Raw genomic sequence first — 18,448 nt, forward strand, 5'->3', positions numbered from 1 at the left:
AGGGGCTCAGCGGCCGCCGCTCACATTCAAGATTGCGCCCGTCGTATAGGACGCCTGGTCGGATAGAAGATAGAGGACCGCATGCGCGACTTCATCAGCGGTGCCGGCTCGTTTCATCGGCAGCGTGTCCCGCATCCGCGCCACACGGTCGGGCTGGCCGCCGGAAGCGTGGATTTCGGTGTCGGTGATGCCGGGGCTGACCGCATTGACGCGCACGCCTTCGGTCACAACTTCGCGCGCCAGCCCGATGGTGAAGGTATCGATCGCACCCTTGGAGGCGGCATAGTCGACATACTCGCCAGGTGCGCCCAGCCGAGCCGCCGCGGACGAGATGTTGACGATGGCACCGCCCTTGCCGCCATGACGGGTCGACATGCGTTTCACCGCCTCGCGGGCGCAGAGGAAGGAGCCGACAACATTGATGCGCATCATGCGCTCCAGCCGTGCCGCGCTCATCTCGTCGACGCGCGCCTTAACGTCGACGATGCCGGCATTGTTGACGAACCCGTCGAGCCGGCCCCAGGCACGGTCCACCGCTTCGAACATGGCGACGATATCGGCCTCGACGCCGACATCGCCCTTGACGGCAAAAGCCTCGCCGCCTGCCGCACCTATTTCAGCGACCAGTGCGTCGGCAGCGTCCTGGTTCGACGCATAGTTGACCGCGACGCGGTAGCCGGCGGCAGCGCCCAGCCGGCAGATGGCGGCGCCGATGCCGCGGCTGCCGCCGGTGACCAGCAGCACTTTTTTCGCTGCACTCATTCCTGGCAACCCTTCAGCAGAAAAACATCCCACGGCACTTTCGAAAATCCGTTCTCGCCATAGGCCGCCGACATCTGCAGGGACGCTCCGAGATCGGGAAAGATCAGGCTCCTGGGCGCATCCACCCTTTCGGCCGGCAGCAAGGCGATGTTGCCCTTGTCATCGGCGCTATAGACAACGCCCTCCCACACCGTGCAGGCGGCCAGCTCCTCGCCGGTGACGTCACCGGTCGGGCATTTGTACATCAGCGAGCCATGCGGCCGCGCCACGCCGTCGGTCCACATGACGAGGCCGTCGAGCACGACGCCCTTGTCGAGCACCATCTTGAAGCTGTTGGTGACGGTCGCCGAATCCATCGTCGGCCGGAAATCGATGCCGGCCTCGCTCTCGGCATCGCCATAGACGGCAAGCGCCAGCGGGCAGGCGGCATGGGCATTTACGGTGACCAGCGCCATGCCCATCGCGACCGATGAGGTCGACAAACTTCTGAACAGGCGAAAGGCACGGGTCGTCATGCGGCGGCGCAGTCCTTTCTTCCCTGAGCAGCGCCTTAGAGATCGAGCACCAGCCGTTCCGGATCCTCCAGGCTTTCCTTGACGCGCACCAGGAACGTCACCGCTTCCTTGCCGTCGACGATGCGGTGATCGTAGGAGAGCGCCAGGTACATCATCGGCCTGATCACGATCTGGCCGCCGACCACGACCGGCCGGTCCTGGATCTTGTGCATGCCGAGAATGCCGGACTGCGGTGCGTTGAGGATCGGGGTCGACATCAGCGATCCGTAAACGCCGCCGTTGGAAATCGTAAACGTGCCGCCTTGCATGTCGGCGACCGACAGCTTGCCGTCTCGCGCGGCGATGCCCAGCCGGCCGATATCCTTCTCGATCTCGGCGATCGACATCTGGTCGGCATTGCGCACCACCGGCACGACGAGGCCCTTTTCGGTGCCGACGGCGACGCCGACATGGGCATAGTTCTTGTAGATGATGTCGGTGCCGTCGATCTCGGCGTTGACGGCCGGGATTTCCTTCAGAGCATGCGTCACCGCCTTGGTGAAGAAGCCCATGAAGCCAAGCTTCACGCCGTGCTTCTTCTCGAACACATCCTTGTACTTGGTCCGCAGCGCCATCACCGCCGACATGTCGACCTCGTTGAAGGTGGTCAGCATGGCGGCGGTCGACTGCGCTTCCTTGAGCCGGCGCGCGATGGTCTGGCGCAATTTGGTCATGCGCACACGCTCTTCGCGCGAGGCATCGTCGCCCGAGGTCGGCGCACGAGCAACGACCAGCGCGGGTGCTGCCTTCGGCGTCTCCGCCGGCTGCGACGGCGCGCCCTTGGAGATGGCGTCGAGCACGTCGCCCTTCAGCACCTGGCCGCGCTTGCCGGAGCCGGAGAGCTGGTCGACCGACAGATTGTTCTCGGCGATCAGTTTTGCCGCGGCGGGCGCCGGCGGCATGGAGCGCGGCTCGACCGCGCCGGCATCGCCGGCGATCTTGGCGGTCTCGGCCGCTGCCTGCTTGACGGTGGACGCCGCGTCGGGGCTCGACGCCTGCGATACGGCTTGCGGCTTGGTCGTGGGTGCAGCGGCATCGCCGCCGGCCGCGATCATGCCCAGCAGTGCACCGACACCGACCGTCTCGCCTTCCTTGGCGACGATCTCACTCAGCGTCCCGGCGCTTGCTGCCGGCACTTCCACCGTCACCTTGTCGGTCTCGAGCTCGACCAGCGGCTCGTCGGCGGCGATGGCGTCGCCGACCTTCTTGAACCATTTGCCGATGGTCGCCTCGGTGACGGATTCGCCGAGAGTGGGGACGCGGATTTCGGTAGCCATTGTGCCTGTCCGTTTCTTTCTGAGTTTTATTCGCCCAGTTCTGTTCTATTCACCGAGCGCGTCTTCGAGCAAGGCGGCGAGCTGCGCGAGATGCTTCGACATCAGTCCGGTCGCTGGCGAAGCCGCCGCCGGCCGGCCGGTGTAGCGCACCCGCTGATGCTTGGCGTCGATATGCGCCAGCACCCATTCGAGATAGGGATCAATGAACGACCAGGCGCCCATGTTCTTGGGCTCTTCCTGGCACCACACCATCTCCGCATTGCGGAAACGTGACAGTTCGGTGATCAGCGCCTTGGCCGGGAACGGATAGAGCTGTTCGACGCGCAGCAGATAGATGTCGTTGATGCCGCGCTTCTCGCGCTCCTCGTAGAGGTCGTAATAGACCTTGCCCGAGCACAGCACGACACGGCGGATCTTCGAATCCTTGACCAGCTTGATCGCCTGGCCGGACAGCAGCTGGGCATCGTCCCAGAGCAGCCGGTGGAACGCGCTTTCGCCCGAAATTTCCGGCAGCGTCGACACCGCCCGCTTGTGGCGCAGCAGCGACTTCGGCGTCATTAGGATCAGCGGCTTGCGGAAGTCGCGCTTCAACTGCCGGCGCAGGATGTGGAAGTAGTTAGCCGGCGTAGTGACGTTGGCCACCTGCATGTTGTCTTCGGCGCAAAGCTGCAGGAAGCGCTCCAGACGGGCCGACGAATGCTCCGGACCCTGGCCTTCATAGCCATGCGGCAACAGGCAGACGAGGCCCGACATTCTGAGCCACTTGCGTTCACCAGACGAGATGAACTGGTCGAACACAACCTGGGCGCCGTTGGCGAAATCGCCGAACTGCGCTTCCCACAGCGTCAGCGCCTTCGGCTCGGCCAGGCTGTAGCCATATTCGAAGCCGAGCACCGCCTCTTCCGAAAGCATCGAGTTGATGACCTCGTAGCCGGCCTGTGCCGCAGACAGATTGTTGAGCGGGATGTAGCGGGTCTCGTCGCGCTGGTCGTAGAGCACGGAATGGCGCTGCGAGAAGGTGCCGCGTTCGGAATCCTGACCCGACAAGCGGATCGGATTGCCGTCGAGCAGGATGGCGCCGAAGGCCAGCGCCTCGGCCGTCGACCAGTCGATGCCTTCGCCCGAATCGATCGCCTGGCGACGGTTTTCGAGGAAGCGGATGATGGTCTTGTGCGCCTCGAAATCCTTAGGCACTTCGGTCAGCTTCTTGCCGATTTCCTTCAAGGTCTTGACCGGCACGGCGGTCTTGCCGCGCCTTTGTTCGTCCTGGTTGTCGGCCGTGCGCAGGCCCGACCAGGCGCCGTCCAGCCAGTCGGCCTTGTTGGGCTTGTAGTGCTGGCCGACTTCCCATTCCTGTTCCAGATGCGCGCGCCAGTCGGCCTTGAGCTTGTCGAACTCGGCCTGGGTCAGGTGGCCTTCGGCGATCAGCCGGTCGGCATAGATCTGCACCGTCGTCTTGTGGCTGCGGATGTTGCGATACATGATCGGCTGGGTGAAGGCCGGCTCGTCGCCCTCATTGTGGCCGAAGCGGCGGTAGCAGAACATGTCGACAACGACAGGCTTGTGGAACTTCATGCGGAATTCGATCGCCACCTTGGTGGCGTGGACCACGGCTTCCGGGTCGTCGCCATTGACGTGGAAGATCGGCGCCTCGATCATCTTGGCGACGTCTGACGGGTAGGGCGACGAACGCGAGAAGCGCGGATTGGTGGTGAAGCCGATCTGGTTGTTAATGATAAAATGCAGCGTGCCAGCGACGCGATGGCCGCGCAGGCCCGACAGGCCGAGGATCTCGGCAATCACGCCCTGCCCGGCGAAGGCGGCGTCGCCATGCAGCAGCAGCGGCAGCACCTTGGCGCGCTCTTCCAGCGGCACGATTTCCTCGCGGCTGCGGCCAAACAGATAGTCCTGCTTGGCGCGCGCCTTGCCCATCACCACCGGATCGACGATTTCCAAATGCGAGGGATTGGCGGTCAGCGACAGATGCACCTTGTTGCCGTCGAACTCGCGGTCCGACGAAGCGCCGAGATGGTACTTCACGTCGCCCGAACCTTCGACCTCATCGGGGGCGGCCGAGCCGCCCTTGAACTCGTGGAAGATGGCGCGGTGCGGCTTGGCCATCACCTGGGAGAGCACGTTCAGCCGGCCACGATGCGCCATGCCGAGCACGATCTCCTTCATGCCGAGCTGGCCGCCGCGCTTGATAATCTGCTCCAGCGCCGGGATCAGCCCCTCGGCGCCGTCGAGGCCGAAGCGCTTGGTGCCCTTGTACTTGACATCGATGAACTGCTCGAAGCCTTCGGCCTCGACCAGCTTCTGCAGGATCGCCTTCTTGCCGGTGGCGGTGAAGCTGATCTCCTTGTCGGCACCTTCGATGCGCGCCTGGATCCAGGCCTTCTCGACCGGATCGGAAATGTGCATGAACTCGACGCCCAGCGTCGAGCAATAGGTGCGCGTCAGGATATCGAGCATCTGCCGGATGGTGCCGAATTCGAGCCCGAGCACATTGTCGAGGAAGATCGGCCGGTCGTAGTCGGCTGATGTAAAGCCGTAATTCTCCGGCGACAGTTCGTTGTAGTCCTCGAGCTTGGCGATGCCGAGCGGATCGAGATTGGCGTGCAGATGGCCGCGCATGCGGTAGGCGCGGATCATCATGATGGCGCGCACCGAGTCGCGCGTCGCCTGGTGCACATCGGCATCGGACAGCACGATACCGTTGGTGACGGCCTTGTCCTTGACCTTCTTTTCCAGGTGCTTTTCGACGATCCCCCAATTGCCGTCGAGCGCCGACACCAGTTCGCCATTGGCCTGCAGCGGCCATGAGGGCCTCGCCCAGGAGGCGCCCTTGGCGTTCTTGCGCACATCGCCGGCGTCGTCCTTCAGCGCCGAGAAGAAGTCCTGCCACTCGGGATTGACCGATTCCGGATCATCCTCATAGGCGGCGTGCAGCGCCTCGATATAGTCGGCATTGCCGCCGTACAGGAAAGAGGTGAGCGAAAACTGGTCGTTGGCCTGATCTTGTCTTGCCATTTTTTGCCTGCGGAGCCTGGCTCCGTCTCCTGTTTTTGGAGGGGAGTAGGGCAGTAGGGGAATAGGGCAGTAGGGAAAGCAAGCCGCGCTCGTCCCGTTCTTCCTATTTCCCTACTGCCATACTGCCCTACTCCCTTAACCTTTGATCGCCTCGACCAGCGTCGTGCCCAGCCGTGCCGGCGATGGCGAAACCTTGATGCCGGCCGATTCCATTGCCGCAATCTTGTCCTCGGCGCCGCCCTTGCCGCCGGAGATAACCGCGCCGGCATGGCCCATCGTGCGTCCCGCCGGCGCCGTGCGCCCGGCGATGAAGCCGGCCATCGGCTTCTTGCGGCCGCGCTTGGCTTCGTCCTTGAGGAACTGCGCCGCGTCTTCCTCGGCCGAACCGCCGATCTCGCCGATCATGATGATCGACTTGGTCTCGTCGTCGGCAAGGAACATTTCCAGCATGTCGATGAATTCGGTGCCCTTGACCGGGTCGCCGCCAATGCCGACGGCGGTGGTCTGGCCGAGGCCGACATTGGTGGTCTGGAAGACTGCCTCATAGGTAAGCGTTCCCGAGCGCGAAACAACGCCGACCGAACCCTTGCGGAAGATGTTGCCGGGCATGATGCCGATCTTGCATTCGTTGGGGGTCAAGACGCCCGGGCAGTTCGGGCCGATCAGCCGCGAGGTCGAGCGGTCGAGCCGTGCCTTGACCTTGATCATGTCCATCACCGGTATGCCTTCGGTGATGCAGATGATAAGCGGGATCTCGGCCTCGATCGCCTCCAGGATCGCTTCGGCGGCACCCGCTGGCGGCACATAGACGACCGAGGCGTTGGCGCCGGTCCTTTCCTTGCCTTCGGCGACAGTGGCGAAGATCGGCAGGCTTTCGCCCTTCGAGCCGGTCCACGTCTCGCCGCCCTTCTTCGGATGGATGCCGCCGACCATCTTGGTGCCATGATAGGCCAGCGCCTGTTCGGTGTGGAACGTGCCGGTCTTGCCGGTCAGGCCTTGCACCAGCACCTTGGTGTTCTTGTCGATGAGAATGGACATGATGGCCCTTTTTACAAACCGTTGATCGAGGAAGGCGAAACGCGTCGGTAAACGCCGCTCACCATGTCTTGCCAGATGTCGCTGCCGGCCGGCTGGAACTGCAGCCGCATCCGGTAACTGTCATCTGTATCGAAAATGTAGGTCACGCGGGCCGATCCGCGCGGCGACGAGCGGACCAGCACCAACTCGCTGCCGTTCCAGGCACCTGTGGCAGGAGTAGCCGGCACAAAGCCCATCGAATCGAACTGGTGCATGCTGACGACGCTGTTTTGCTGGTCGAAGCCGAACACATTGTGCGAACCGAACGAGATCGTCCCGTCGCGGCGCTGGCGATAGCGCTGCACCACGAACAGGCCGCCGAACTGTGCCTCTGCCAGCACTTCCGACGTCGCCGTGCCGGCATCGGTCCATTGCGTGGCCGCCACCTCTTCTTCGCCACGCCACGCGCCGACCAGCGCCTGCAGGCGCTGGTGATCGGCCGAGAGCGAAGAGAAGGAGGCCGCGTTCATGGTCAGAGCCGCTTCAGCTCGGCGACGGTAAGGTCGCTCTTGGCATTGCCGGTGTTGAGCGTCGTCGCCGGCTCGAACATCAGCACCACGGGCTCCGCCGTCAGCGAACGTGGACGATGCTCGACGCCACGCGGCACGACCATGAAGTCGCCCTCGCCGAGCTCGACCGGACCGTCGCGGAAATCGATGGCGATGCGCCCGCGCAGCACGAGGAAGGCTTCATCTTCCCTCTCATGCGCGTGCCAGTCGAAGATCTCGCCGAACTTGGCGACCTTCGCTTGGGCATCATTGACGTCGCCGGCAATATGCGGATCGAAGACCTTGCTGATCTTCGCGTCGGCCGCCTCGACCAGGTTTATCTTGCGCGGAGGCACCAGATCAGCCCTTCACCGCCGCCACGATCTTCTTGGCTGCGTCGTCGAGGTCATCGGCAGAGACCACATTGAGGCCGCTGTCGTTGATGATCTTCTTGCCGAGATCGGCATTGGTGCCTTCCAGGCGTACCACCAGCGGCACTTGCAGCCCGACTTCCTTGACCGCGGCAATGACGCCCTCGGCGATGATGTCGCACTTCATGATACCGCCGAAGATGTTGATCAAAATGCCTTTGACCGCCGGATCCTTGGTGATGATCTTGAACGCCGCCGTCACTTTTTCCTTCGACGCGCCGCCGCCGACATCGAGGAAGTTGGCCGGTTCGGCGCCATAGAGCTTGATGATGTCCATCGTCGCCATGGCCAGGCCCGCGCCGTTGACCATGCAGCCGATATTGCCGTCGAGCGCGACATAGGCGAGGTCGTATTTCGACGCCTCGATCTCCTTCTCGTCCTCTTCGGTGGTGTCGCGCAGTTCCATCACGTCGGGGTGGCGAAACAGCGCGTTGTTGTCGAACGACACTTTTGCGTCGAGCACCCGCAACCGTCCGTTCTTCATGACGATCAGCGGGTTGACCTCAAGCAGGCTCATGTCCTTCTCGACGAAGGCCTTGTAGAGGATCGGGAACAGCGTATCGCCGTCCTTGGCAGCAATGCCGTCGAGCTTCAGCGCGCCGTTCAGCGCCTTCAGATCGGAAGCCGTGACGCCCTTTTCCGGGTCGATGGCGACGGTGATGATCTTTTCCGGCGTGTCATGCGCGACCGCCTCGATGTCCATGCCGCCTTCGGTCGAGACGACAAAGGCGATGCGGCCAACGGTGCGGTCGACCAGGATCGACAGATAAAGCTCGCGGTCGATATCGGCGCCGTCCTCGATGTAGAGGCGGTTGACCTGCTTGCCGGCCGGGCCGGTCTGCTTGGTGACCAGCGTGTGGCCGAGCATCTCCTTGGCGTTGGCGACCACCTCGGCCACCGACTTCGCCAGCCGCACCCCGCCCTTGGCGTCGGGGGCAAGCTCCCTAAACTTGCCCTTGCCACGGCCGCCGGCATGGATCTGGCTCTTCACCACATAGAGCGGGCCGGGCAGCGCCTTGGCCGCGGCTTCCGCCTCGCTCGCCTTGAACACCGGCACGCCTTCGGCAACCGGTGCGCCAAAGCTCTTCAGCAGCGCCTTGCCCTGATACTCATGGATGTTCATCGAGAATGTCTCCGGGTCACTTGGCAGCTAGGATGTCGGTTGGCGGGATGCCGGCGAGAGATCACTTGTTGGCGAGATGCGGAGCGATCTTGACGCAGGCCTCGGTCAGGCCCTGCACCGTCGCCACCGACGCGTCGAACATCTTCTGCTCGCTCTTGTTGAGGTCGATCTCGATGATGCGCTCGACGCCACCGGAGCCGATCACCACCGGCACGCCGACATAGGTACCCTTGACGCCATACTGTCCCGAGAGATGCGCCGCGCAGGGCAGCACGCGCTTCTTGTCCTTGAGATAGGCTTCGGCCATCGAGATCGCCGAGGCGGCCGGCGCGTAGAAGGCCGAACCGGTCTTGAGCAGGCCGACGATCTCGGCGCCGCCGTCGCGGGTGCGCTGCACGATCTGGTCGAGCCTTTCCTTCGAGGTCCAGCCCATCTTGATCAGGTCGGGCAGCGGAATGCCTGATACCGTCGAATAGCGGATCATCGGCACCATGGAATCGCCGTGGCCGCCAAGCACGAAGGCGGTGACGTCCTCGACCGAGACCTTGAACTCCTCGGCCAGGAAATAGCGGAAGCGCGAGCTATCGAGCACACCGGCCATACCGACGACATGGCTCTTCGGCAGGCCGGAAAACTTCTGCAGCGCCCAGACCATGGCGTCGAGCGGGTTGGTGATGCAGATGACGAAGGCCTTTGGCGCGTACTTCTTGAGGCCGGCGCCGACCTGCTCCATGACCTTCAGGTTGATGCCCAGAAGATCGTCGCGGCTCATACCCGGCTTGCGCGGCACGCCGGCGGTGACGATGCAGACATCCGCGCCCTCGATGCCGGCATAGTCGTTGACGCCGGTCAGCCTGGAGTCGAACCCATCGACCGGCGAAGACTGCGCGATGTCGAGACCCTTGCCTTGCGGGACGCCCTCGGCAATATCGAACAGCACGACGTCGCCGAGATCCTTGAGGCCGATCATGTGTGCGAGGGTGCCGCCGATCATGCCAGAGCCGATGAGCGCTATCTTGTTGCGTGCCATGTGAGGATGTTTTCCCTTTGTCGGTGACGGCGCCGAACGGCGTCGAAGAAGAGGCCGGAATGCTGCGGGGTATCAGCGAATTTTCGCCGCACCCAATAGCCTTGGTGGGAAAAATATTCAAACGATTATTTTCGAGTGAATAAATTCAATCGGTTAGAAACATTGGGATTTACGTAAACGTCAAAGTTGCTAAGCCGACTTGGGAGATTTTGCACATGACTGTGGAAATCAGAAGGCTCAATCCTAGTGATGACGGCATTTTGATGCGGATCGCCGAAGATGTGTTCGACGAGCCGGTGCGGGCCGACAGGCTGGCCGCCTATCTCGCCGCGCCGGGCCATCTGATGATCGTGGCGCTGGCCGATGATGTCGTTGTCGGCCAATGCGCCGCCGTCATCCACCGCCACCCCGACAAGATCAGCGAACTCTACATCGACGAGGTCGGCGTCTCCCCGGCCTTCCAGCGCCAGGGCATCGCCCGAAAAATGCTCGACGCCATGTTGGCGCTCGGCCGCGAGCAGGGTTGCGGGGAAGCCTGGGTCGGCACCGAGCCGGACAATGTTGCGGCACGCGCGCTTTATAAGTCACGGAGAGAGCCACATGGGGAAGCAGAGCGGTTTGTGATGTATGTGTATGAACTTCAGCGTTTAGCCGAAAGCCTCACACCTTCGTCATCCTAGGGCGGAGCAGGAGCGAAGCGACGTCGCGGAGACCCTAGGATCCATTCCTTGACGGTGATGAACCCGCAGCGGCGCAGAACAATCTCTGCTCTTCCCGTTTCGTCCGGTGGTCGTATCATTCTGCACCGCCGCGACGCTCGCAAGTCCCGGCATGGATCCTAGGGTCTGCGCTGCGTCGCTTCGCTCCTTGCTCCGCCCTAGGATGACGAAATGCATGGCGGCTAAGCCTGCGCCTGCTGCATTTCGGCAACCGCCTTCGCCTTGTGCCGCTCCGCCCAATCTTCCAGCCAGTCGCGGCTCTGCATCTCGATCAATCGCGAGGCCGTGCGTTCGAATTCGAACACCTCGACGCCGCGCTTGGCGGTATAGAGCAGATTTGGCTGTGCCGCCGCACTTACCACCAGTCGCACATGATGGTCGTAGAGCGTGTCGATCAGCAGGATGAAGCGCTTTGCCTCGTTGCGCCGGCCTTCGCCGAGCACCGGCACGTGATCGACAAAAATGGTCGAGAAGCGGCCGGCAATGGCGAGATAGTCGCGGGCGCCAAGTGGCTTTTCACACAGATCCGCGAAGGAAAACCGCGCCGCAGCTCCGGCGGCAGCCGGCACCGCGACCTGCCGGCCCTTCACCGTCAGCGCCGTCCCGGCGGTCGGCGCACCATGCGTCATTGCTTCCCAGGCGTCATCGAGCGTCCGATCGGCAGCCGCATCGTCCGGGGTGACATAGACCGGGGTGCGCGCCAATTTTTCCAGCCGGTAGTCCTTGTCGGCGTCGAGCGCCAGCACATGGGTCTGCCGTTCGAGAATGCCGATGAAGGGCAGGAACAGCTGGCGGTTCAGCCCGTCGCGATAGAGATCCTGCGGTGCGACATTGGAGGTGGCGACCAGCACCACGCCATTGGCAAACAGCGCCGAAAACAGCCGGGACAGGATCATCGCATCGGCAATGTCGGTGACCGAAAACTCGTCGAAGCACAGCACCCAGGCCTGCTCGGCCAGTGCGCGCGCCACCGGCGGGATCGGGTCGTCCTCCTTGACGTCGCCGTTCTTGCGCGCGGCCCGATGCTTCTGGATGCGGTCCTGCACATCGGCCATGAAGTCGTTGAAATGCACGCGGCGCTTGCGCCGCACCGGCAGCAGCTCGAAGAACATGTCCATCAGCATGGTCTTGCCGCGGCCGACGCCGCCATGGATGTAGAGGCCTTTGACCGGCTCATGCGTTTCGCGCTTGCGGGCAAACAGCCAGCCCAGCGCACTCGATTTCTGCGCCAGCCGTTTTGCCGAAATCTCGTCGGTCAGCCGGTCGAGCGCAGCGGCGATCCGCTCCTGCGCAGGGTCGCGTTCGATGGCGCCGGTCTCGACCAGATGGTCGTAGCGCTGCCTGACGGTCGCATGGGTCTGGAGGCCGTCACGCAGATGCATCGGTCACGTCATAAAAGAGGTAGGTCGGCCTTATCGTGTAAGCGAAATCGGCAAGCCGGTGGAAGTCTGGCCGTCGAATTTCGAGCCGCCCGAGGAATAGAGCCGCGCCAGCGTGCCGCCATTCTCGTCATAGAGCGTCAGCTGCTTGCCGGCGACGTTCCACGACTTGATGCCATCGATGGGAGCCGGGCAATGCAGCGGCCCGGCGCGGAAGCCGGCGCCGAATTTGGTCTGCGGCGTCGCCACCTTGCAGCTCTGTCCGGAGACACTGGCGTTCCAGACGCCGGCGACGCTGGCCGCGGTCAGGTCGGTGGCGCCGGCTGGCGCCGTTCCATCCGGCGGCAGCGAGGCGACCTGCGTGTTTGCCGGCGCGGTCGGGAATTGCGACGGGTCGGTGGCGCCGGGCGTTGCCGGCGGCGGCAGCTGGTTGCCGGTCACCTGGCCGGCGGGCGCAGGCTGCAGCGGCGCCGGCTGCTGGTCGTCCATTGATGAAAAGCGCGAGGTCGAACAGCCGCTCGCAATGAGGGCGGCCAGCGATACGGCCAGCAAACCGGTCTTCGAAAAATTCATATCAACCTCCGTCGGATCCGGCTGGGGGTGCCGTCCGCGCAATCTCACCCCCACCAAGACGGAGAAGGTGGCGAAATTTCAACCTGATATGGTTAAAATACGGTTTGCGGCAACATTTGTTGCAAATTTAACGCAATCATCCGGCCAAGGGCGCGCTCGTCGGCCATCGGGAGCTTGACCGGGAGGTGCCCTAGCGCGGCTCGAACCGGTAGAGCGGCTGCGAAACCGGCATTGGGGGCCGCAGCAGGTCGGCGCATCGGCGGTCCAGCCTAAGCGCCAACTGATGAGAGCGCCGCACTGCCGTCTTCCAATCGCCGGCCGTTTTCAGCAAGGCCAACGCATCCGCAGGACGGTCGGCTGCGATCATGAGATCGGCCGCGACGATGCGATCTTCCGGCGCGATGGCTTCGCCGCTCTTCAGCTTGCCGGCCAACCCAACCCACTGTTCCCAGGGGAAGGCCGCGGTGAGCAGATCCGGGCGACGTGGCGGTTCGGCCCCATTGTCTAGCATGAATGAGGCCAACATCACCCGGGCTAACGCCCTGTCTATGAACGACTCCGCCGTTTCGCCCTGCATTTCCGAGATTAGAGCGTCGCGCAAATTATGCTCCCGGTCGCGGCGGCCAAGAATGTAGTCGATCCCGTCGAGCATGGCTGCCGTGACCGTATCGGGATTGTTGATCGGGTCGAGATGTTTTGCGGCAATCTGCGCGTTGATCGCCCCTGCCACCGTTGTGCCGAGGCTGAGGTTGCCGGTCTGGTTCACGAGAGGCAGCAAGATCGCAGTTTGAGGAACATAGGCAATCAGCTGCCCGATCGACCGGATGGCTGAGCCCAGATCGTTTTGACCGTCGAGCGCCTGCACCTCCGCTGGCTGTTTGGACATATCGACGGAAGGGCGAAGATTGGCCAGGTTCAGGGCTTGGCGGATAAACCATATGCGACCACCCTTGTCGGAACGTACTGCGGGGGGAAGCCTGTCGAGGTAAGCTACATAGTCCGAGAGGTCGTCTTTGACTGCCCGCATCTCCAGAGCCACGGGCCAGATGCCTGCGTCTTCCGCTCTTTTGGCAAGGCGCGACTTGGCGTCATCCTCGAGGTCCGCCAGCACCTGGGCAAGCCCCACGGAAATCCTCGACGCGTCGAACTGGCCGGCGTCGGCCGCACGCCAGCGCGCCAGTTCGCCCAGCAGCCAGTCGCCGCCGTCCTCGGTGACGAGCGCGCGCCAGGCAGATTCACCAAGCTGAGGCACAACCGACTTCGCGTTGCGCTCCGGCTGCATGCCGGCGATCATCGCCGTCCGCTCCGGCGTTGTTGCATAGGCAAGTCTGAGTTCGCCAATCCGCAGCGGCGGATGGCTGCGTTTTTCCAGACCGGCCAGCAGCGCCGAGCCTTCGGTGTAGCTGAGGCCGCCATAGCGGATCTTCAGATAGGCCGCATCATCCCCATAACGATCGCGCCAGAAATTGGGGAACGTAGCTGGTTCAGCAAGCAGGAAATCAGCGCTGGCCAGGATGGTTGGTGCATGGATGCAGGCGCTGGGCTTGTCGGGCTGCGTCTGCGCTACAGCCATCGACGGCGCGGACGCTATCCCGATGATCGCAAGAAAAGTCAGCCAGCGCATGGTTTGAACCCCTCCGCTACGACAGCATCGTACACCGAAAATCCCCACCGACACCAGCAAGCCGGGCATACCGGCTCGCTGGTGTCTGGTTGCTGCCCGGTATTGCGCCAAAGGCCAGCGTCCCTATGTTTGCTGAGACTGAAACATGCGGGAGCGGAAAATTGGTCGCCAGAAAGAAAGCCGCCAATCGCTACTACAGCGGCCCGCCCAGCGATCATTTCGACGGCACCCTGTTCTTCAACCCCGATGGCAAACCGCCCGGCCGTTTTGGCGATCTGTTGAAATGGCAATTGAACGGCAAGCGTTCGAAATGGCCGGCGGCCAATCCGAGCCCGTTTGAACAGGCAAGACCGACTGAACGGATCGACGGTTCGGGATTGCGGCTCACCATGGTCGGCCATTCCACGCTGCTCATCCAGATCGCCGGGCTCAACATCCTCACCGACCCGGTCTGGTCGCCCCGCGTCTCGCCGCTCTCCTTTGCCGGACCCAAACGCGTCAATGCGCCGGGCATCGCCTTTTCCCACCTGCCGCCGATCGACCTCGTCCTTGTCAGCCACAACCATTACGACCATCTCGACCTCGCCACGCTGCAGCGGCTGCAGGCTGGGCACGACCCAAAAGTGCTGACGCCGCTCGGCAACGACGCCATCATCGACGATGCCGTACCAGGCATGCGGCTTTCGGCGCATGACTGGGGCGATCGCGTCGAGATCGGCAACGGTGTCGCCATCCATGTCGAGCCGGTGCACCACTGGTCGGCGCGCGGCGCCCGTGACCGGCGCATGGCGCTGTGGGCCGGCTTCGTCATCGAAACGCCTGACACAAAGATGTATTTCGCTGGCGACACCGGCTTTCACGGCGGCACCAACTATCGGCTGATGGCCGAAAAGCATGGCGGCTTCCGCCTCGCCATCCTGCCGATCGGCGCCTATGAGCCGCGCTGGTTCATGGCGCCGCAGCATCAGAACCCTGAGGAGGCGGTGCAAGGCATGCAGCTATGCAACGCCGCCTATGCCGCCGGCTGCCATTGGGGCACGTTCCAGCTCACCGACGAACCGATCGACGAGCCCGTGAGAAAACTGGTCGAGGCGCTCGACGGGCAAGGTGTGCCGCAAGAGCGCTTTCGCGCCTTGCGTCCGGGCGAGATCTGGGACGTGCCGGAGACCTAGGCCAATCGACATTGTCGATGTCGATTGATCCTGACACGGCTGAAGTCTGCATTTGGCCGTTTACGGCACTGCCGTTTTCGTTGATGGTCCCCCTCAACAGGCATAGGGGAAATCACATGAAATCAATCCTGGCAGCTCTGCTGGCGCTGGTGATTTCGGCACCGGCTGCGTTCGCGGGCGAAATCGGCGATCTGGCGACAGAGGCCGAAAAGGCGCTGCAGGCGGGCGACGGCGCCGGCGCGCTGGAGAAATTCCGCAGCGCCGAGGAAGCTTTGTGGCAGGCGATGCCGCTTGGCGTGCAGAACGTCAAACAGATCGACACGGCGAGCGGCTTTGGCATCTACAGCGAGCGCGCCAACCACATCTACAAGCCTGGCGAGAAGATCGTCCTCTACATGGAACCTGTCGGCTACGGCTATGGCAAGGACGGCCTCGGCAACAGCCTGATCGCTCTTTCCGTCGACATCACCGTCGTTTCCGCGGCGGGCGAGACTCTCGGCACGATGGAGAAGGTCGGCCGCATTCAGGTCGCTTCCCGCTCGCACAACCGCGAACTGTTCTTCAAACTGGACCTCTCCCTCGATGGCCTGCCGCCCGGCAAATACCGCTGCGATTTCCTCATGCATGACGAGAATTCGACCAAGACGGCGCCCTTCACCACGGATATCGAGATCGCCGGGTAGAATCCCCCTTGCGCATCGCCGGCAGACCGGGGAACCGCAGGCCGCACAGCCGCGTTTGTAGACAGTTTCAAACTGTCGGCTGTGAGGCATTTGCCATGATCAAATGGATCGTCATTCTGCTGATTGTCGCCGCTGCGGCGAGCCTGCTCGGCATGCCGGCTCTCGCTGGGGCCGCCGCCACCGGCGCCCGTGTGCTGATCGGCATCGTCCTGATCATCTTCCTGCTGATCGTGCTCGGGGTCTTCGCGATAACCTAAAAGCAGCGCGGACTGGTAATTTCGGCCGGTATCCGCCATATAGGCGCCAAACCGGCAAGAGACCTTTCGACCCATGGCAAGTGCTGCCCCTTTCGCCAAGATGAACGGCATCGGCAACGAGATCATCGTTGCCGATATGCGTAGCCGTGCCGATCGGGTGACGCCTGCGGCGGCCATTGCCCTGAATGCCGACGCCGCGACCAAATTCGATCAGATCATGGCGATCCATGATGCCAGGACGCCAGGCACTGCCTTTTTCATCGACATCCTGAATTCCGACGGCTCCGGGGCGCAGGCCTGCGGCAACGGCATGCGTTGCGTCGTCCAGGCGCTCGCGGCCGAAACCGGACAAAAGACTTTCACCTTCGAGACGCGCGCCGGCATCCTCAACGCCATAGAACATGCCGATGGGACGATCTCGGTCGACATGGGTACCCCCCGCTTTGGCTGGCAGGATATTCCGCTGGCGGAGGAATTCCGCGACACCCGCATGATCGAGCTGCAGATCGGCCCGATCGACGCCCCGGTGCTGCATTCGCCCTCCGCTGTCTCGATGGGCAATCCGCACGCCATCTTCTGGGTCGACCAGGACGTCTGGTCCTATGAACTCGACCGTTTCGGCCCGCTGCTCGAGAACCACCCGATGTTTCCCGAGCGCGCCAACATCACGCTGGCGCAGGTGACCTCGCCCGACGCGATGATCATCCGTACCTGGGAACGTGGCGCCGGCCTGACCAAGGCCTGTGGTTCGGCCGCTTGCGCCGCTGTCGTCGCCGCGGCCCGCACCAGGCGCACCGGTCGCAGCGTCACATTGATGACCCCCGGCGGCGGCTCGCTGCATGTCGAATGGCGCGACGACGACCATGTCATCCTCACCGGCGCCGCCGAATGGGAATTTTCCGGCAGTTTCGACCCGTCGACCGGCATCTGGGCCCGCGACACCGAAAGCGCCGCCTGATGGCACCCCTCTCCAAGGGTTCCAAGAATATTGACGTCGTCACCTTCGGCTGCCGGCTGAACACCTATGAATCCGAAGTGATGCGCCGCGAAGCCGAAAGCGCCGGCCTCGGCGCGCTGCAAGGCGGCGCCATCATCTTCAACACCTGCGCCGTCACATCGGAGGCGGTGCGCCAGGCCAAGCAATCGATCCGGAAAGCCCGCCGCGAGAACCCGCAGGCGCGCATCATCGTCACCGGTTGCGCCGCGCAGACCGAGCCGGCAAATTTCGTCGCCATGGACGAGGTCGATCTCGTGCTCGGCAATGAAGAGAAGCTGAAGGCGCATTCCTATCGCGCGCTGCCGGATTTCGGCGTCAACGACACCGAAAAGGCCCGCGTCAACGACATCTTCTCCGTGCGTGAGACCGCCGGCCACATGGTCGACGCCATCGAGGGCAGGGCCCGCGCCTTCGTCCAGGTGCAGAATGGCTGCGACCACCGCTGCACCTTCTGCATCATCCCCTATGGCCGCGGCAATTCGCGCTCGGTGCCGATGGGCGCCGTGGTCGAGCAGGTCAAGCGGCTTGCCGGCAATGGCTATGCCGAGATCGTGCTGACCGGTGTCGACATGACCAGTTTCGGCGCCGACCTGCCGAGCGCGCCCAAACTCGGCAAACTGGTGAAAACCATTCTGAAGCAGGTGCCCGACGTGAAGCGCCTGCGCCTGTCCTCCATCGATTCGATCGAGGCCGACGACGATCTGCTCGACGCCATCGCCACCGAGCCCAGGCTGATGCCGCATCTGCATCTGTCGCTGCAGTCTGGCGACGACATGATCCTGAAGCGCATGAAGCGCCGGCATTTGCGTGACCAGTCGATCCGCTTCTGCGAGGATGTGCGCAAGCTGCGCCCTGCGATCGTCTTCGGCGCCGACATCATCGCCGGCTTCCCGACCGAAACTGACGCCATGTTCGAAAACTCGGAAAAGATCGTCGAGGAATGCGGCCTGACGCATCTCCACGTCTTTCCGTTCAGCCCACGCGAAGGCACGCCCGCCGCGCGCATGCCGCAGCTACGCCGCGAAGTCGTCAAGCAGCGTGCGGCAAGGCTGCGTGCTGCCGGCGAAGCCGCTTACCGCCGTCACCTGTCCTCGCTTGCCGGGACACGCCAATCGATCCTGGTCGAACGCGACGGGCTCGGCCGCACCGAAGGCTTTACGCTGGCCACGGTCTCCGCGGGTGCGCCGGGCGACATCGTCGAGGCCGATATTTCCGGCCATGACGGTGCCCGCCTGATCGCGGCGCCGCTTAGCGCCCGCGCCGCCTGAGAAA

The 18,448-nt window shown here is 63.3% G+C and carries 18 protein-coding genes; 6 read left to right on the top strand and 12 right to left on the bottom strand.

Features of this window, described 5'->3' with window-relative positions:
- Nucleotides 1-6: 6 nt before the first annotated feature.
- From AC1DX6_RS00125 to mdh, 9 genes are all read right to left on the bottom strand, one after another.
- Nucleotides 7-762 (bottom strand): SDR family oxidoreductase, encoded by a 756-nt coding sequence (locus AC1DX6_RS00125; RefSeq protein ID WP_477310040.1) that lies wholly within the window; start codon nt 760-762, stop codon nt 7-9.
- A complete protein-coding gene (locus AC1DX6_RS00130; RefSeq protein ID WP_477311866.1) occupies nt 759-1,223 on the bottom strand; it encodes a hypothetical protein in 465 nt (154 codons plus the stop codon). Before AC1DX6_RS00130 ends, AC1DX6_RS00125 begins: the two co-directional genes overlap by 4 nt.
- A gap of 89 nt (nt 1,224-1,312) precedes the next feature.
- Nucleotides 1,313-2,593, bottom strand: coding sequence for a 2-oxoglutarate dehydrogenase complex dihydrolipoyllysine-residue succinyltransferase (gene odhB / locus AC1DX6_RS00135; RefSeq protein ID WP_477310042.1), 1,281 nt, complete (start codon nt 2,591-2,593; stop codon nt 1,313-1,315).
- A gap of 45 nt (nt 2,594-2,638) precedes the next feature.
- Entirely contained in the window at nt 2,639-5,623 is a 2,985-nt protein-coding gene (locus AC1DX6_RS00140; RefSeq protein ID WP_477310044.1) for a 2-oxoglutarate dehydrogenase E1 component, read from the bottom strand.
- A gap of 135 nt (nt 5,624-5,758) precedes the next feature.
- Nucleotides 5,759-6,661, bottom strand: a complete 903-nt coding sequence (gene sucD / locus AC1DX6_RS00145; RefSeq protein WP_477310046.1) for a succinate--CoA ligase subunit alpha — start codon at nt 6,659-6,661, stop codon at nt 5,759-5,761.
- An 11-nt stretch (nt 6,662-6,672) separates the two neighbouring features.
- The gene (locus tag AC1DX6_RS00150; protein ID WP_477310048.1) at nt 6,673-7,170 is read right to left on the bottom strand and encodes a DUF1579 family protein; all 498 of its coding nucleotides are present in this window, start codon (nt 7,168-7,170) and stop codon (nt 6,673-6,675) included.
- A gap of 2 nt (nt 7,171-7,172) precedes the next feature.
- The gene (locus AC1DX6_RS00155; protein WP_477310050.1) at nt 7,173-7,544 is read right to left on the bottom strand and encodes a cupin domain-containing protein; all 372 of its coding nucleotides are present in this window, start codon (nt 7,542-7,544) and stop codon (nt 7,173-7,175) included.
- A 4-nt stretch (nt 7,545-7,548) separates the two neighbouring features.
- Nucleotides 7,549-8,742 (bottom strand): ADP-forming succinate--CoA ligase subunit beta, encoded by a 1,194-nt coding sequence (gene sucC / locus AC1DX6_RS00160; protein ID WP_477310052.1) that lies wholly within the window; start codon nt 8,740-8,742, stop codon nt 7,549-7,551.
- A 61-nt stretch (nt 8,743-8,803) separates the two neighbouring features.
- Nucleotides 8,804-9,772: a malate dehydrogenase gene (mdh, locus tag AC1DX6_RS00165; protein ID WP_477310054.1), complete on the bottom strand. Its 969-nt coding sequence runs from the start codon at nt 9,770-9,772 to the stop codon at nt 8,804-8,806.
- Between the two features lie 215 nt (nt 9,773-9,987).
- Here mdh and AC1DX6_RS00170 point away from each other — a divergent pair, with 215 nt between their 5' ends.
- Nucleotides 9,988-10,452 (top strand): N-acetyltransferase family protein, encoded by a 465-nt coding sequence (locus tag AC1DX6_RS00170; RefSeq protein ID WP_477310056.1) that lies wholly within the window; start codon nt 9,988-9,990, stop codon nt 10,450-10,452.
- A gap of 221 nt (nt 10,453-10,673) precedes the next feature.
- On the opposite strand, the gene zapE is transcribed toward AC1DX6_RS00170, so the two are convergent.
- The 3 genes from zapE to AC1DX6_RS00185 form a co-directional block, all read right to left on the bottom strand.
- Nucleotides 10,674-11,873: a cell division protein ZapE gene (zapE, locus tag AC1DX6_RS00175; RefSeq protein WP_477310058.1), complete on the bottom strand. Its 1,200-nt coding sequence runs from the start codon at nt 11,871-11,873 to the stop codon at nt 10,674-10,676.
- A gap of 30 nt (nt 11,874-11,903) precedes the next feature.
- Nucleotides 11,904-12,443, bottom strand: a complete 540-nt coding sequence (locus tag AC1DX6_RS00180; RefSeq protein ID WP_477310060.1) for a protease inhibitor Inh/omp19 family protein — start codon at nt 12,441-12,443, stop codon at nt 11,904-11,906.
- A 190-nt stretch (nt 12,444-12,633) separates the two neighbouring features.
- On the bottom strand, nt 12,634-14,067 hold the full coding sequence (locus tag AC1DX6_RS00185) for a hypothetical protein (RefSeq protein WP_477310062.1): 1,434 nt from the start codon (nt 14,065-14,067) through the stop codon (nt 12,634-12,636).
- Nucleotides 14,068-14,228: 161 nt separating this feature from the next.
- Between AC1DX6_RS00185 and AC1DX6_RS00190 the strand changes: the two genes are divergently transcribed.
- The 5 genes from AC1DX6_RS00190 to mtaB all read left to right on the top strand — a co-directional run bounded on the left by AC1DX6_RS00190 (nt 14,229) and on the right by mtaB (nt 18,444).
- Entirely contained in the window at nt 14,229-15,239 is a 1,011-nt protein-coding gene (locus AC1DX6_RS00190; RefSeq protein WP_477310064.1) for an MBL fold metallo-hydrolase, read from the top strand.
- A 116-nt stretch (nt 15,240-15,355) separates the two neighbouring features.
- The gene (locus AC1DX6_RS00195; protein ID WP_477310066.1) at nt 15,356-15,922 is read left to right on the top strand and encodes a hypothetical protein; all 567 of its coding nucleotides are present in this window, start codon (nt 15,356-15,358) and stop codon (nt 15,920-15,922) included.
- A 95-nt stretch (nt 15,923-16,017) separates the two neighbouring features.
- Nucleotides 16,018-16,179, top strand: coding sequence for a DUF1328 domain-containing protein (locus AC1DX6_RS00200; RefSeq protein WP_477310068.1), 162 nt, complete (start codon nt 16,018-16,020; stop codon nt 16,177-16,179).
- 73 nt (nt 16,180-16,252) lie between these two features.
- Nucleotides 16,253-17,137, top strand: coding sequence for a diaminopimelate epimerase (gene dapF, locus AC1DX6_RS00205; RefSeq protein WP_477310070.1), 885 nt, complete (start codon nt 16,253-16,255; stop codon nt 17,135-17,137).
- On the top strand, nt 17,137-18,444 hold the full coding sequence (mtaB, locus tag AC1DX6_RS00210; protein ID WP_477310072.1) for a tRNA (N(6)-L-threonylcarbamoyladenosine(37)-C(2))-methylthiotransferase MtaB: 1,308 nt from the start codon (nt 17,137-17,139) through the stop codon (nt 18,442-18,444). The genes dapF and mtaB overlap by 1 nt, the downstream gene beginning before the upstream one ends.
- Nucleotides 18,445-18,448: the final 4 nt, after the last annotated feature.

The sequence above is a fragment of the Mesorhizobium sp. P2_C4 genome (assembly GCF_056404575.1).